Consider the following 12,750-nt stretch of genomic DNA (forward strand, 5'->3'; position numbering starts at 1 on the left):
TACACGTATGTTCGGAGGAGGCGGCGGACTGAACCCGCGCAAGATGAAGCAGATGATGAACCAGATGGGTATCGACCTCGAAGAAATCGACGCCGAGGAGGTCGTCATCCGTACAGCCGACGAGGAACTCGTCTTCGACGACGCTGAGGTCCAACTAATGGACGCTCAGGGCCAGCAGACCTATCAGGTCGTCGGCGAGCCCGAGAGTCGCGAGCGAGGCGACAGCGGCTCCGAAGACGACAGCGAGACCGAAAGCGGCGGCGAGTTCTCCGAGGACGATGTCGAAATCGTCGCCCAGCGGGCCGGCGTCAGCGAATCGACAGCCCGGGAGACGCTCGAGGAGACCGGCGACCTCGCGGCGGCCGTCCAGAAGCTGGAGTGACACGCGCCGACCGCCGCGTGCTCGTCGTACGCGGCAACCGCGAGTTCCTGCTTGAGCCGGGCGCGACACAGGAAACAGACCTCGGGGTGCTCGAACTCCCGGAGGACATCGAGCCCGGCACGACCGTCGAGACGCATCTGGACGAATCCTTCGAGGTCCGCCGGCTCCGCGGCCCGGACCTCTTCGACCATCTCGAACGAACCGGCGCGCCGATGATGCCCCGCGACATCGGCCTCGTCGTCGGTCACACCGGCGTCGCTGCGGGCGACCGAGCACTCGACGCCGGCACTGGAACGGGCGTGCTCGCGGCGTATCTCGGCCGGCTCGGCGTCGAGGTGACGACCTACGAGCGCGACCCCGAGTTCGCCGAGGTCGCACGCGAGAACATGGAGACGGCGGGCGTCGCCGACAATGTCACCGTCGAGACCGGCGATATCGCAGCCACCATCGACGACCTCAAGGGACCGTTCGACCTGATAACGCTTGATACCGGCGACGCCCCCGAGGTCGTCGCACAGGCCGACGACCTGCTCGCGTCCGGCGGCTTCATCGCCACGTACTCGCCGTTTGTCGAGACAGCGCGGGCGTGCGCCGAGGCGGCACGTGAGGCTGGCCTCGACGATGTCGAGACGCTGGAGACCATTCAGCGGGAGATGGACTTCGACGACCGCGGCTCTCGCCCCTCGACGGCCGGGGTCGGACACACCGGCTATCTCACGTTTGCGCGGTTTCTGCCGTCGCTCGAATGAGCGACAGGAGCTCCGTTTCGAAGGCGTCGGGCGCAACATCGACCCACCGTTCGACGCCGTCGCTTGGGTACGCACCACCTGCGACGAGGAACCCATCCTCGTACCACAGCGCCAACGCGCCGACAACATCGACTGTGGCTCCGTCAGCATCGACGGTCCCATAGAACGGTGTCAGCGCCGCCTCGGCGTCCGCAACGCGGACCGACCGGGTGTCGCCGGCGGAGACACCCTCGATGCCGCGGGCGCGGAGTTCGGCTGCGAAATCCTGTTTTGATTCTCTGACCGCGTGCGGTCTGCCAACCGTCTCGAGAAGCGGCGGCGACGGAGAGACGGCGAGCCGTGAACTGAAAAAGAACCGCCAGACACGGTCTGGGCCACCGGCAGCGGCGATGCGCTCCCGGAGGTCGGCGTCCTCGTAGATGACGGTCTCAGCACGGACTGAAACGCCGAACCCCTCGAAGACGGTCCGGCTGCGGTTCTTCGCGTGGGTCCAGCCGCCGTCCAGCGCCGACTCGGGAACGGGCACCGACATGCAGCCGTATTGGGCTGAGCCGGTCAAAAATGTGAGCAGAGAGGTCGCCAGAGTCAGTCGCCGCGCTGCTCGACGTACTGGCGGGTCCCGCCCAGAAGTACGTAGTCAGTCTCTTGGAGGTCGGCGACTGTCGGCGAACCGGTGACGAACATCGCCGTCCGGAGTTCAGTTTTCAAATCCTCGATGCGCTCGACGACGGCTTCGGTGCCCGATGCGGCCGGTTCGAGGAACGGCTTGGCGAGACCGCCGGCGCGGGCTCCCAAGGCGATGGCCTTCGCGACATCGAGGCCCGTTCGGACGCCGCCGCTGGCGACGACGCAGTCGTGTTCGGCGGCGCATTCGAGCGTGCTGACCGCGGTCGGGACGCCCCACTCGCGGAACAGTTCGCCGACGCGCTCCTGTCTGGAGGCCCCGACGGCGGCCGCGCGGTAGGCTTCGACGCCGGACCACGTCGTACCGCCCTTGCCGGCGACGTCGATTGCGTCAACGCCGGCATCGGCGAGCCGGCGTGCCGTTTCAGCGGCGAACCCGTTGCCGGTCTCCTTGACGACGACCGGCACTGAGAGACCGTCGACGACCCGTTCGATGGCCGGCAAGCATCCCCGAGCGTCGACATCGCCCTCCGGCTGGACCGCTTCCTGCAGGAAGTTCAAGTGGACGGCGAGCGCGTCGGCGTCTATCATCTCGACGGCGCGTTCGACGGTTTCGAGGTCGTACTCTTTGAGCTGTGCGGCCCCGAGGTTCCCGTAGAGAAACGCGTCCGGGGCGGCCTCGCGGACGACGGTGTAGGATTCGAGGACGCCCTCGTCGTCGAGTTCAAGCCCGGCCCGTTGGCTGCCGACGCCCATCGCGATACCTGTCTCGGCGGCGGCGGCCGCAAGCGCCCGGTTGATATCGGTCGTGTTGGCGTGGCCGCCGGTCATGCTCTCGATGACTATCGGCGCGTCGAGTTCAGCACCGAGGAAGGGGATGCTGGTGTCGATATCATCGTAGTGGACGTCGGGCAACGCCTCGTGAACCAGACGGACATCGCCGAGCCCGGTGCCGCCGGATTCGACATCTTCTTCGCGGATGATTCGCACGTGGTCGTCCTTGCGGTCCTCCGTCTCAGACGGCTCCGAGTCCGGCATTGTCGCCGGCTACAGGGTCAGGAACGAAAAGGTTTGCCGATGTAGTCGAAACCGGTGGTCAGAGCCCGGCGAAGACGGCGACTCGGCTAGCGAGACTGAACGTGACTAGCCCGCCGGCAGCTACCATTCCGAGGAAGCCAGTCAGCTGTCCGAAGCTGGTGACGAGGCTGCCACCGTAGTCCTGCTGTGTCTCCTCGGCTGCACCGGTCTCCTCGGATTCGTCGCCGGCATCACCGCTTTCCGACCCGTCTGCATCGAACTCGACGTCCAGTTCTAGTTCGAACCAGTTGGTTCCTGATTCGGTGACCGGAAGCTCAAGCTGGGAGTCGATAATCGTGTCACCGGTTGTATCATCGACGAGGAACTCATTGTCCACGAGCGTCGCGGAGCCAGAGTCGTCGCTGAAGGAGCCGTCACCGCTAAGAGCACCGCTGTCGCCAGTTGTCGTATCGATTTCGAAGCTGAACGTCGTGTCCGGGTCCCCACCGACGGCGACTTCGAGTTCACCGGTTGCCGTCATCTCACCGGTTTCTTCGTTGATTTCACCCGAAAGACCGTCGGGTGCGCTGACTTCGGCTTCAACGCCTGAATCAGTCACGAGCGTCGGGAACACCGTCTGCTCTGATTCCCACGTACCGTCGTCGATTGTGCCGACGATTCGGATGTGACTGTCGTCGTCACCCTGTACTGGGAAGGCAAGTCCCTCCTCAATGGCTTGGTCTTCGCCGTCCTCGGCAAAGGAGATGAACCCGCCTTGGCTGTGAGCGACAAAGGACTCACCGTCGACTTCGACCTCAGCGGGTTCCGCTGCCGACTCACCGCTGGTGGATTCGTCATCGTCAGACGCTTCGGCGGCCGACTGTTCCGGGTCGTCCTCTTTGTCGGCCTCGTCTTCGTCTTCCGCAGCCGCTGTGTCCGGTGTTTCACCTTCTTCGATATCGACGCTGAGTTCGAGTTCGAGCCAGTTTTCACCCGGAGAGGTCGCCGGAAGGTCAAGCACTGTATCGATCGTATCGTCGCCGCTCTCGTCGGAAACGAGGTACTCATTATCGACCACGGTAACGGACCCGCCGTCGGCATCGAGGTCTCCGCTTCCGTCGAGCGCACCGCTTCCGTCAGTGGTAAGTTCGACATCGAAACTGAAGCTCCCGGCGTCAGGGATAGTCACAGTCAGGGTTCCTTCCACGGTCATGTAATCGCTTTCGGGGTCGAGTTCACCCTCCAGACCGTCCGGAACAGACACCTCGGCTGTGATGCCGTCTGCATCGAGGTCCGGGAAGTCGACCGATGTCGAACGCCACGTGTCGCCGTTGTAGGTTCCTTCGACTTCGATTGCGCCGTCGTCATCGCCTTCCGCAGGGAGCTCAAGGCCCTCCTCGCGGGCAGTCTCGACGTCGTCGGGCTCAGAGAAGGAGATGAAACCGCCTTGGCTCGTTACGGAAACCGTATCGGCTCCCTCTGCATCTTCAGCCTCGTCGTCATCCGCCTCGACGACGACCTCGGCGCTTGCAGTATCGTCTTCCGTTTCTATTTCAGCGGTGTGTTCTCCAACGTCGTCTGTGCTGGTCTCCCAATCGAAGAAGACGGAAGCCTCTTCCTCAACGTCGAGGGTGACCGATTCTGTCATCGAGTCGTCGCCGACTGACAACACAACATCCTGTGTGCCCGCGCCGTCACCGACGTTTTCGATTGTGGCGACGATTTCGGCCGTTTCACCGGCGGTAACCTCATCCCCGACGAGGATGGCTTCTAACGCGGGGTCGCCAGCTTCGAGCGCGATATCGCGTTCGGTGGTCTCGTCTTCCTCAATTTCGACTTCAACTGTCGTCTCGTAGTAGCCATCCGCGTCGACCGCAAGGTCGTACGTACCAACAGGGAGGTCGAACGCATACGAGCCGTCCTCATCGGTTTGGGTTGCATCCAGCTCGTCGACAACGTTCACATCCGCGTTAGCTATCGGGTCGCCGGCTTCTGATTCGACAGTGCCTTCGACGGAGCCGGTCGGAACGTCAGTGTCGGTTATTTCGATATCAAGCGGCAGCTCAATCCAGTTTTCACCTTCCTCCGTCGAAGGGAGCCCCAGTCCGCTGTCGACGGTACTGTCGCCGGTCGTGTCCTCAACGAGGAACTCGTTGTCGACGACGGTCACTGCACCGCCGTCGTCGGCGATATCACCACTACCGGACAACGCATTGCTGTCGTCTGTCAGCGAGGCTATCTCAAACTCGAAGGACGTATCCTCGTCGTTGTCGATGACGACCCGGAACTCACCCTCGGCGGTCATGTGGTCAGCGTCCTCATCAATGTCGCCGTACAGTTTCTCGTCGACGTACACGTCAACATCCATGCCGCTGGCCTCAAGCGTGGGGAACGAAACTTCTGTCGACTGCCACGAGCCGTCGTCGAATATCTCGCCACGTATCTGGATCGGGGTTTCGTCGTCACTCCGAGCCGGGAACTCAACGCCCTCCTCGCGGGCGTCAGCCTCAGTCTCTTCGTTGAAGGCGACGAATCCACCCTGACTCACCGCAGTGAATTCACCGACCTGCGGTCCGTCCGGCCCGCTTGGCCCGTCGTCTTCGAGTTCGTCAACGATGTCGACTTTCCCGTGGCCCCACCAGACATCGTCGCCATCATACGACTCCAGTTCGGTCGTGCCGTGCCACATCTGTGAGTCGTCCGTGACATCTATTTCAGCAGTCTCGCCCGCGTAATCGCTGAGGGACGCAAACTCAAGCGTGACGAGCGTGACGTTCATATCGGGCGAGGCTTCGCCGTCCGCGACCTCAGCAATCATCTCGTCGTACGCGTTTTCGAAAGCGTTGGGATTCCATTCAACCGACACGGTACCATTGTCCTGCTCTACGTCGAGGTCTTCATCCTCCGCGAGGAACGACTCGGCGCTGTCGAAGACGAGTATTTCATCGTCGTAGTCAACTGTCAAGTCGTAGGCAGTCACATCGCCGTCGCCGTCTTCGGTGAAGTCGATAGCCTCGATGTCGACTGCAACCCGGTCGCCCGCCTCGCCTTCGGCATCCTCGGGAACAACAGCGTAGTCGACGACCTCCGACGCCGGGACATCGGTGCTTGCGTGTGTGTCCGCCGGCCCTGCATTCGTTTGTGGCGCCCCAGCCGCGGTTGCTGGGACCGCCGTAAGACAGAGCAAAGCGACGGCAAGAGCCACGACTCCCACCCCCGCCAGCGTCCTGCGATGTGTTCTCCGAAGAGCTCCGGCTTCGGTATCGGTGCTGTATCCCCCGTCGTCATTCGCCGATTCGGCCGGCGATAGATCGCTACGTGCTTGCATTAGTACTGCAAACCCCCCATCTACAACCGCATGTTAAAAACACACATATATAACAGGAATGGAATTATGAGTGAGTTTGTTTCCGTTTCCCAGAAGCGACCAAATAAAAGGAGACACCCGGAGTTGCTACGTCGCCGTTAAAACAGCTAGTGGTCGTCCTCGCGCCACTTGTGTTCGCACTCGGTACAGGTGAAAAAGCGCGTCTCCGATTCGTCGGCGGCACGAATCTGCTTCATCTCGTAGCGGGCGCGGTCGTTACCACACTCGGGGCAGTTGACCCGCGTCGTCGGACCGATTTCGGAGTCGTCGACCTCAGACATGTCGACCGGGCCGCTGTCGGTGTCTTGGCCCTCAGTCGTCGTCATCCGGTCGGCGTCGTCGTCTCCCTGCTGTTTCTCGAAGCCACAGGAGCGACAGACCCACAGCCCGTCCTCGCTGTGCATCATCGAACCGCATTCGTCGCAGAATTCCATACCGGCATATCGGTTGGGCCGTGTATTTAAACAGCCGGGTTCGGCGACTCCGGAGAAAACAACTGACCGAGTGTGCGCTTTCGGAAACATCTTAGGCGAACCGACCGTCCGTTCGATAGATGTTCGGGACGGACCGCCGAGTCGTCGTGCTGGCGCTTGCCCGCATGGCGGACGCGGTCGCGAACTCGTTTCTCATTATCGTGCTGCCGCTGTATATCGCCAGCGGCGAGCTCGCGTTGCCCGCCTTCGAGGGGGCAAGCGTCCTCGGTATCCCGCTGACTGTCGAGCTACTCATCGGCGTCGCGCTGTCGCTTTTCGGGTTCGTAAACAGCTTCGCACAGCCGTTCACGGGACGGCTCTCGGACCGCACCGCCAGGCGGAAAATATACATCCTCTTCGGGCTGGTCGTTTTGGCGGTTACAAGTGTCGCCTACGCGCTCGTCGAGAGCTATGAGGCGCTGCTTGTCGTTCGGGCGCTGCAGGGGCTTGGCGGCGCGTTCGTCATCCCAACGACGATTGCGCTTGTCAACGACCTCGCACGTTCGGATGCGGAACGCGGCGGCAACTTCGGCGTTTTCAACACGTTCCGGCTCATCGGCTTCGGTTTCGGTCCCATCGTTGCGGGCGTCGTCGTACAGGCCGGGCCGTACGCGTTGCCGCTCGGAACGGAGCTCTCGGGATTCAACGCCGCCTTCGGCGTCGCTGTCCTCGGAGCGCTCGTGAGCTTTACGCTCGTGACGGTGCTTATCGAGGAGCCGCCGATGGCGGCCGCCGACGCGACCGACGACCTCTCTATCGCCGTCTTCGGCGATAGTCGGCTGCTTGACCCCGTGTTCGTGCTCGGCGTGGCAACCTTCTTTATGGCAGTCAGCATCGCGCTGTTTGCCACGCTACAGGAACCGATTAACGACCGGCTCAGCCAAGGGCCGCTCTGGTTCGGGATCCAGTTTGCGGCCGTGGTTGTGGCGAACGTCATCCTCCAGATGCCCATCGGCCGGGCCGCCGACCGCATCGGCCGGCGGCCGTTTCTGGTCTGGGGTCTCGTGTTGCTGGTGCCGGCGGTGCTGGCACAGGGGCTCGTAACGTCATCGTGGACGATGCTCGTCGTCAGGCTCTTGCACGGTGTCTCGGTGGCGATGGTCTTTGCGCCGGCGCTCGCCGTCGCCGGTGACCTCGCCGAGGAGGGTGAGTCGGGGACGACTCTTTCGGTGCTGACGATGGCGTTCGGGCTTGGCACCGCCGTTGGGCCGCTTTCCTCCGGCGTCCTCTTCGGATACGCCTTCGTCGTGCCGTTTGCCGCCGGGGCTGTGCTTGCGTTCCTCGCGCTGGTGTTGGTCGCCACACAGGTCGAAGAAACGCTGGAGACGGCGACAGGCGGCCCGATCTTGGGCGGCCGCTAGCGGTTCCGTCCGAGCGACTCGTGGCTCGTCACCCAGTCGGACGCTGAAATAGCCGCCCCGAGCGATAGCTCGCCGGCGAGAACGACTGTGGCAGCGATTTCAGCGAGTTTGTTGACGTTGCCGGTGCCGTTGCAGTCGAGCATCGCAAGACACTCCTGCTGGGTTGCCATCCCTGTGCCGCCGCCGTACGTCGCGACGATGAGCGACGGAATGGTAACCGAGATGTGCAAGGAGTTGTCGGCAAGCAGCGTCGTGTTGAGAATCGCCGCCGACGACTCGGCGACGTTGGCCTCGTCTTGGCCGGTCGCGATAAACAGCGCCGCCAGCCCGTTTGCCGGATGGGCACCGTTGGTGTTGGCCCCCGACATAAATGAGCCGAGCGTGCCGATCTTGCTGTGGTGGTCGAGGCTCTCCGGTTCGGCCCCGAGGTGGTGGATGCAGGTTTCCTCGTCAAGCGTGACCTCCGCGGTGACACGCTTGCCGCGGGTCATCATGTCGTTTACTTTTGAGGCCTTCTTGTCGGTCGCGAAGTTCCCCTCGAGATAGAAGTTCTCGACGTAACCGGGATACTCCTGGAGCGCCCAGTTACAGGCCGCAAAGGTCGCCTTCCCAACCATATTCTGCCCGGCGGCATCGCCCGTCCGGAAACTAAACCGGAGGTGGGCGAGGTTGTTCGTCATGTAATCCTCGATTTCGACGAGTTCGGCGACGCTGGAGGTCTCCTCGGCCTTTTCTTTCATCGTGTCGTAGTGGTCGAAGACCCAGTCGCGGAAATCGCGCGCGTTGCGTGCGTCCTCGAAGACAAACACCGGAGCCCGATTCATCCGGTCGTCGACGACCGTCGCCGTCGCGCCGCCGGCCATATTGATGGCCTTCATACCGCGGCTGTAGGAAGCGACAAGCGTTCCCTCGGTCGTCGCCAGTGGAATCGGATAGTAGCCGTCGGCGTGCTCGCCGTTCACCTTGACCGGGCCGGCGAGACCGAGCGGCATCTGGGCGACGCCGATGAAGTTCTCAATGTTGCCTTCGCCACGCTGGGAGTCAAACGAGTACTCGGGGACGTGTTCGAGGTCGACGCCCGTTTCTTCTTCGAGGTATTCGTGGCGCATCTGTATGGCCTCTTGACTGTAGTTGTCCTCCTCGTCGCGGGGAATCGACGGGAGTTCACCCTCGTCGCGAATGGTGTCGCTGATGTCCAGCGACAGCTCGCCGAATGGCTCGGCCAGAAACTCCACGTGGATATCGTGGTCGCCCGTCGGAATCGACAGTTCCTCGACGACGACAACGACGGTCCGTCCGACCGGGAAGGATATTGGGTCGGATTCGGTGACCTCATCGAGGCGGAACGTCTCGCCGTCGGCGGTTTCGAGCCGCACCCTGTCGGGGTCAATTTCGTTGCCGTTTATAACTACCCGGGAGACGCCCGCGAACTTGGCGTCCTGGAGCCGGTTTTTTATCTCGAATTCGACACCCCTGTCCGTGTCCTGCAGGCTGCCATAGGTGTAGAGCCGCTTGAGTACCTTGTCGGGTATATCGAGAGAAACGAAGCCCCCCGACCCCACGAGGTTGGCGTACACCCGCTTCAGAATCCCGCTGTCTGGTGTTGGAATCACCATCGGTGTCATTCACACCTTCGCCGTATTCTAAAAAGCTTGGGTAGGGAGGATACTATTACCTAAATGACGTATATGGTACAAACTATAACGGATGTTTGTGGAACCTATAGAAACGTTACGATAGTTTATGGAGCGGCGTAGCGGATGGGTTCCATGCCGACCCTTTTTGTACCGGAGCAGCCGTAACCACCGGCAATGACACTCTCCGAGGAAGCCGAATCGCGGCTCGCCGACATCGTTTCGCTTCAGCCGACAAAAAACAGTGAGTTGCAGGAGCGGTGGGGGCTCGACGGCGGTAGCGAGGTACACCAGTATCTCGAATCCGAACTCAAGGAGTACTACTACCGCGACGAAAACAGCCTCATCCGAGCGACACCCGAAGCGGCCGAGCTCGTCGGCATCGATACCGACGAGGATATCGTTCGCGTACCCCCGCTGCAGTCGGATATCATCGACGTTCTCGCCGGTCCCGATGGGGAACCACAGAGTGTGGTTTCAGTGCTCCACGACCTCGAAGACGCCGGCATTGAGACGGATGTCGACGCCGTCCGGTCCGGGCTTCGAAGCCTCGAAGACAAGGGCATCGTTGCCGTTATAAAAAAGACCGTACCGACATTCAGGCTCGCCGTCGAGCGGGACGACATCGAGGTCGAAACCCTCGAAGAGCCGGCGCACGCTTAGCGCCGTCGCTGGCGCTTCCGGTCGAGCAACTGCGAAACGGCACGCCCCGGGCCGCCGGACAGCGGCCACTCCTTCGAGCGCCACGCGGGCGGTTCGGGTTCGAAGTCGACACAGCGGCCGGAACACTCCGTAGCGGTAGGTTCCCGTTCCTTTGCGGCACACCACGGAAACGGACCGGCGGGGTCGCGTAGCTCGAAGTGGCGGCAGTCGGGCCGCATTGTCTCGGCGTAGGAACGCCAGCCGCGTTCGTAGGCTCGTTCGGCGATTTCCAGCCGCTTCCGCTGCTTCCAGTCGGCGTCGGCGTATTCGAAGTCGATACGGCCGTCACACCGGTCGGTGGGACGGACACCGGGAGAAGACGCATCGAGCGTACGGGGGTTCCAGACACGCTCGGCGTGGATGCCGTCAGCATCGACGGCGAGGATACCGACATCGACCGGCATCGCTTCGAGCAACGCGGGTTCGATATCATCGCCCGTCGTGTTCGTTGCTAGCCACACCTCGTCGGCCAACCCAAGGGCGACATCGTGTTCGAGCTGTTCGGCCAGTCGTCGTGCCGCCGACGCATCAAGGTCGGGCTTGTTCTCGATGGCAACGATGCGGTCGACCCAGTCGGGATACCGATACCGTCGGCGGATTTCGATGCGGTTGCCGTCGCGACGAGTCTCGATGAACCCGCGGTCGGCCGCTCGGTGTATCGACTCACGGACATACCGCCACGGGTAGCCGGGGTCAGGAAGGCAGTCTCGGTAATAGTCCCACCCGGTCGGAGCGTGTTGGGCGACAAACAGCAGGTCCGAATCAAGGCGTTCGGGGCCGAAGGCTGCTCGCTGCGTCAGCGCCGTCTCGGTCGTCTCAATGATGACGGTGTCCCAGCGACGGCTTCTGGTTCCGAGCTGCCGGGCGACGAGGACGCGTCCGTCACCGGACGGCTGCCAGTGGCGCTCGGCCCACGCACAAACGCGTAGCTCGAAACCGAACTCTTTCACGAACGGCTGTGGGGGATACAATGAGGTAAGCGGTTCGGCATCGGCATCAAACGAAGTGGCGAGGAGGCGACCGGGAACGTCGGGCACCGGGCGGACCCGACGTACTGGCGGACGGGCGTGGTGCGGGCGTCGTTGTGTGTGCCGTCACGACGAGAAAAGCGTCGTTCTGGCATTCATTTGTTGGACTGGATAGCTTATAAACCCTCGCCTGGTGACGAAAAGCTCCTCGACCCGGTCACCGCAGGCCATCGCGGCGGTCATCAAGCGCCGGGAACTCCGACCGAACATCGGCGACACGGTCAGGCGGACAGTCGGCGACGACGAGCGTCGGCCCATCGTCGGCAGCGGCGACCGGGGTTCCCCACGGGTCGTAGATAGTCGACCGCCCGACGAGCGATGCGTCGTCGAACGTCGCAGAGCCATTGACGGCCCCGACATACAGCAGGTTCTCGACGGCGCGGGCGCGCGGCAGGAGCTTCCAGTGTTCGATGCGCGGGTACGGCCACGCGCTCGGGACAAGCACCATCGTAACGTCCTTTTCGGCGAGCTGGCGGTAGAGTTCCGGGAACCGGAGGTCATAACACGTCGTTACGGCGACGGTGTGTCCGCAGATGTTGGCCGTTGGGAGCCGTTCTCCGGGGACGAGCAGCTCTGCTTCGGCGGATTCGTACCCGAAGAGATGGTGCTTCCGATAGACGAGTTGTCGCTCGCCGTCGCTGTCGAACAGGACAGCGGTGTTGGCGAGCCCCTCCTCGGCCGGCACAGGCTGTGCCGCGTCGGCCGACGCCGCGAGGTCCTCAACGACTGTCCCCGCCAGCACGGCCACATCGAACTCGACGGCTGCCTCACGGAGCCGCTGGTGAGTCGCGCCGTCGAGCGGCTGTGCGTAGCGCTCGTAGCTATCGAAGGCGAAGTACCCGACGTCGAATATCTCCGGCAGCACAACACAGTCGGCCCCGGCGGCAGCGGCGTCCGCAATCGCGTCGACGGCTCTCGTAACGTTTTCTTCGACGTCTCGCGGCGTTATCTCCAGTTGGGCAAGCGCGAGTCTCATCCGTCGTCCGTCCCCTCGGTGTTGACCGACTCCAAGACGACGGCTTCGAGGTTCGCCAGTTCATCGTCGAGCTTTCGCTTGAAGTAGGTCTCGACGCCCGGGAGGCGGCCGTCAACGACGAAACGGTTCGTGAGGCGAGTCCCCTCGTCGGTCGGTTCGAGTTCGTGTTCACCCTGTACGTACATGGCTTTGGAGCGACCGGTGAACTTCACGTACTCCGGTTCGTCCCGCTCGATGTCCTCTGTCTCGATTCGTATCGTCCGGTCAACGCGTGGAATCGGCAGCGAGACGTGCCAGACAGCGGTTCTGTCGCCGGTCGTCTCGTACTCCTCGACGACGCTTATCGACTCGGCTCGCGTCTTCGGGTCGGCGATGACCGACCAAACCCCCTCCGGTGGCACCGGAATGTCGAAGACGCGCTCGACGCGTACAGTCAT

General features: G+C 62.7%; 12 protein-coding genes. 4 read left to right on the plus strand and 8 right to left on the minus strand.

The genetic code is table 11. From position 1 onward, the window contains the following. Positions 1–7: 7 nt before the first annotated feature. On the plus strand, positions 8–382 hold the full coding sequence (locus NP_RS00905; RefSeq protein WP_011321906.1) for a nascent polypeptide-associated complex protein: 375 nt from the start codon (positions 8–10) through the stop codon (positions 380–382). Beyond that, the gene (locus NP_RS00910) at positions 379–1,131 is read left to right on the plus strand and encodes a methyltransferase domain-containing protein (protein ID WP_011321907.1); all 753 of its coding nucleotides are present in this window, start codon (positions 379–381) and stop codon (positions 1,129–1,131) included. The genes NP_RS00905 and NP_RS00910 overlap by 4 nt, the downstream gene beginning before the upstream one ends. Here the strand turns inward: NP_RS00910 and NP_RS00915 are convergent. The 4 genes from NP_RS00915 to NP_RS00930 all read right to left on the minus strand — a co-directional run bounded on the left by NP_RS00915 (position 1,097) and on the right by NP_RS00930 (position 6,573). Then, positions 1,097–1,663 carry a DUF6517 family protein gene (locus tag NP_RS00915; RefSeq protein WP_011321908.1) on the minus strand — a complete coding sequence of 189 codons (567 nt, stop codon included), beginning with the start codon at positions 1,661–1,663 and terminating at the stop codon, positions 1,097–1,099. The two genes, NP_RS00910 and NP_RS00915, sit on opposite strands and share 35 nt — an antisense overlap. A 53-nt stretch (positions 1,664–1,716) precedes the next feature. Next, positions 1,717–2,793: a type 2 isopentenyl-diphosphate Delta-isomerase gene (fni, locus tag NP_RS00920; protein ID WP_011321909.1), complete on the minus strand. Its 1,077-nt coding sequence runs from the start codon at positions 2,791–2,793 to the stop codon at positions 1,717–1,719. A gap of 58 nt (positions 2,794–2,851) precedes the next feature. Beyond that, a complete protein-coding gene (locus NP_RS00925; RefSeq protein WP_232503978.1) occupies positions 2,852–5,977 on the minus strand; it encodes a carboxypeptidase-like regulatory domain-containing protein in 3,126 nt (1,041 codons plus the stop codon). Positions 5,978–6,246: 269 nt separating this feature from the next. Beyond that, positions 6,247–6,573 carry a transcription factor S gene (locus NP_RS00930; protein ID WP_011321911.1) on the minus strand — a complete coding sequence of 109 codons (327 nt, stop codon included), beginning with the start codon at positions 6,571–6,573 and terminating at the stop codon, positions 6,247–6,249. Between the two features lie 119 nt (positions 6,574–6,692). Here NP_RS00930 and NP_RS00935 point away from each other — a divergent pair, with 119 nt between their 5' ends. Further along, complete coding sequence (locus tag NP_RS00935) at positions 6,693–7,973, plus strand: MFS transporter (RefSeq protein WP_011321912.1); 1,281 nt, start codon at positions 6,693–6,695, stop codon at positions 7,971–7,973. On the opposite strand, the gene NP_RS00940 is transcribed toward NP_RS00935, so the two are convergent. Next, complete coding sequence (locus NP_RS00940; RefSeq protein WP_011321913.1) at positions 7,970–9,589, minus strand: hydroxymethylglutaryl-CoA reductase; 1,620 nt, start codon at positions 9,587–9,589, stop codon at positions 7,970–7,972. The genes NP_RS00935 and NP_RS00940 overlap by 4 nt on opposite strands. A gap of 195 nt (positions 9,590–9,784) precedes the next feature. Here NP_RS00940 and NP_RS00945 point away from each other — a divergent pair, with 195 nt between their 5' ends. Then, a complete protein-coding gene (locus NP_RS00945; RefSeq protein ID WP_011321914.1) occupies positions 9,785–10,270 on the plus strand; it encodes a DUF5797 family protein in 486 nt (161 codons plus the stop codon). Here the strand turns inward: NP_RS00945 and NP_RS00950 are convergent. From NP_RS00950 to NP_RS00960, 3 genes are all read right to left on the minus strand, one after another. Beyond that, on the minus strand, positions 10,267–11,259 hold the full coding sequence (locus NP_RS00950; RefSeq protein WP_011321915.1) for a DUF5787 family protein: 993 nt from the start codon (positions 11,257–11,259) through the stop codon (positions 10,267–10,269). The genes NP_RS00945 and NP_RS00950 overlap by 4 nt on opposite strands. A 235-nt stretch (positions 11,260–11,494) precedes the next feature. Further along, on the minus strand, positions 11,495–12,313 hold the full coding sequence (locus tag NP_RS00955; RefSeq protein ID WP_011321916.1) for a nitrilase-related carbon-nitrogen hydrolase: 819 nt from the start codon (positions 12,311–12,313) through the stop codon (positions 11,495–11,497). Then, positions 12,310–12,750, minus strand: a complete 441-nt coding sequence (locus tag NP_RS00960; protein WP_011321917.1) for an SRPBCC family protein — start codon at positions 12,748–12,750, stop codon at positions 12,310–12,312. The genes NP_RS00955 and NP_RS00960 overlap by 4 nt, the downstream gene beginning before the upstream one ends.

The organism is Natronomonas pharaonis DSM 2160 (genome assembly GCF_000026045.1).
Taxonomy (GTDB): Archaea; Halobacteriota; Halobacteria; order Halobacteriales; family Haloarculaceae; genus Natronomonas; species Natronomonas pharaonis.

What these genes read in the sequence shown, in the direction of transcription:
- NP_RS00930 (WP_011321911.1), bottom strand. Translation starts at nt 6,573, where the DNA reads ATGGAATTCTGCGACGAATGCGGTTCGATGATGCACAGCGAGGACGGG.
- NP_RS00935 (WP_011321912.1), top strand. Translation starts at nt 6,693, where the DNA reads ATGTTCGGGACGGACCGCCGAGTCGTCGTGCTGGCGCTTGCCCGCATG.
- NP_RS00955 (WP_011321916.1), bottom strand. Translation starts at nt 12,313, where the DNA reads ATGAGACTCGCGCTTGCCCAACTGGAGATAACGCCGCGAGACGTCGAA.
- NP_RS00960 (WP_011321917.1), bottom strand. Translation starts at nt 12,750, where the DNA reads ATGACTGTACGCGTCGAGCGCGTCTTCGACATTCCGGTGCCACCGGAG.
- fni (WP_011321909.1), bottom strand. Translation starts at nt 2,793, where the DNA reads ATGCCGGACTCGGAGCCGTCTGAGACGGAGGACCGCAAGGACGACCAC.
- NP_RS00905 (WP_011321906.1), top strand. Translation starts at nt 8, where the DNA reads ATGTTCGGAGGAGGCGGCGGACTGAACCCGCGCAAGATGAAGCAGATG.
- NP_RS00940 (WP_011321913.1), bottom strand. Translation starts at nt 9,589, where the DNA reads ATGGTGATTCCAACACCAGACAGCGGGATTCTGAAGCGGGTGTACGCC.
- NP_RS00915 (WP_011321908.1), bottom strand. Translation starts at nt 1,663, where the DNA reads ATGTCGGTGCCCGTTCCCGAGTCGGCGCTGGACGGCGGCTGGACCCAC.
- NP_RS00945 (WP_011321914.1), top strand. Translation starts at nt 9,785, where the DNA reads ATGACACTCTCCGAGGAAGCCGAATCGCGGCTCGCCGACATCGTTTCG.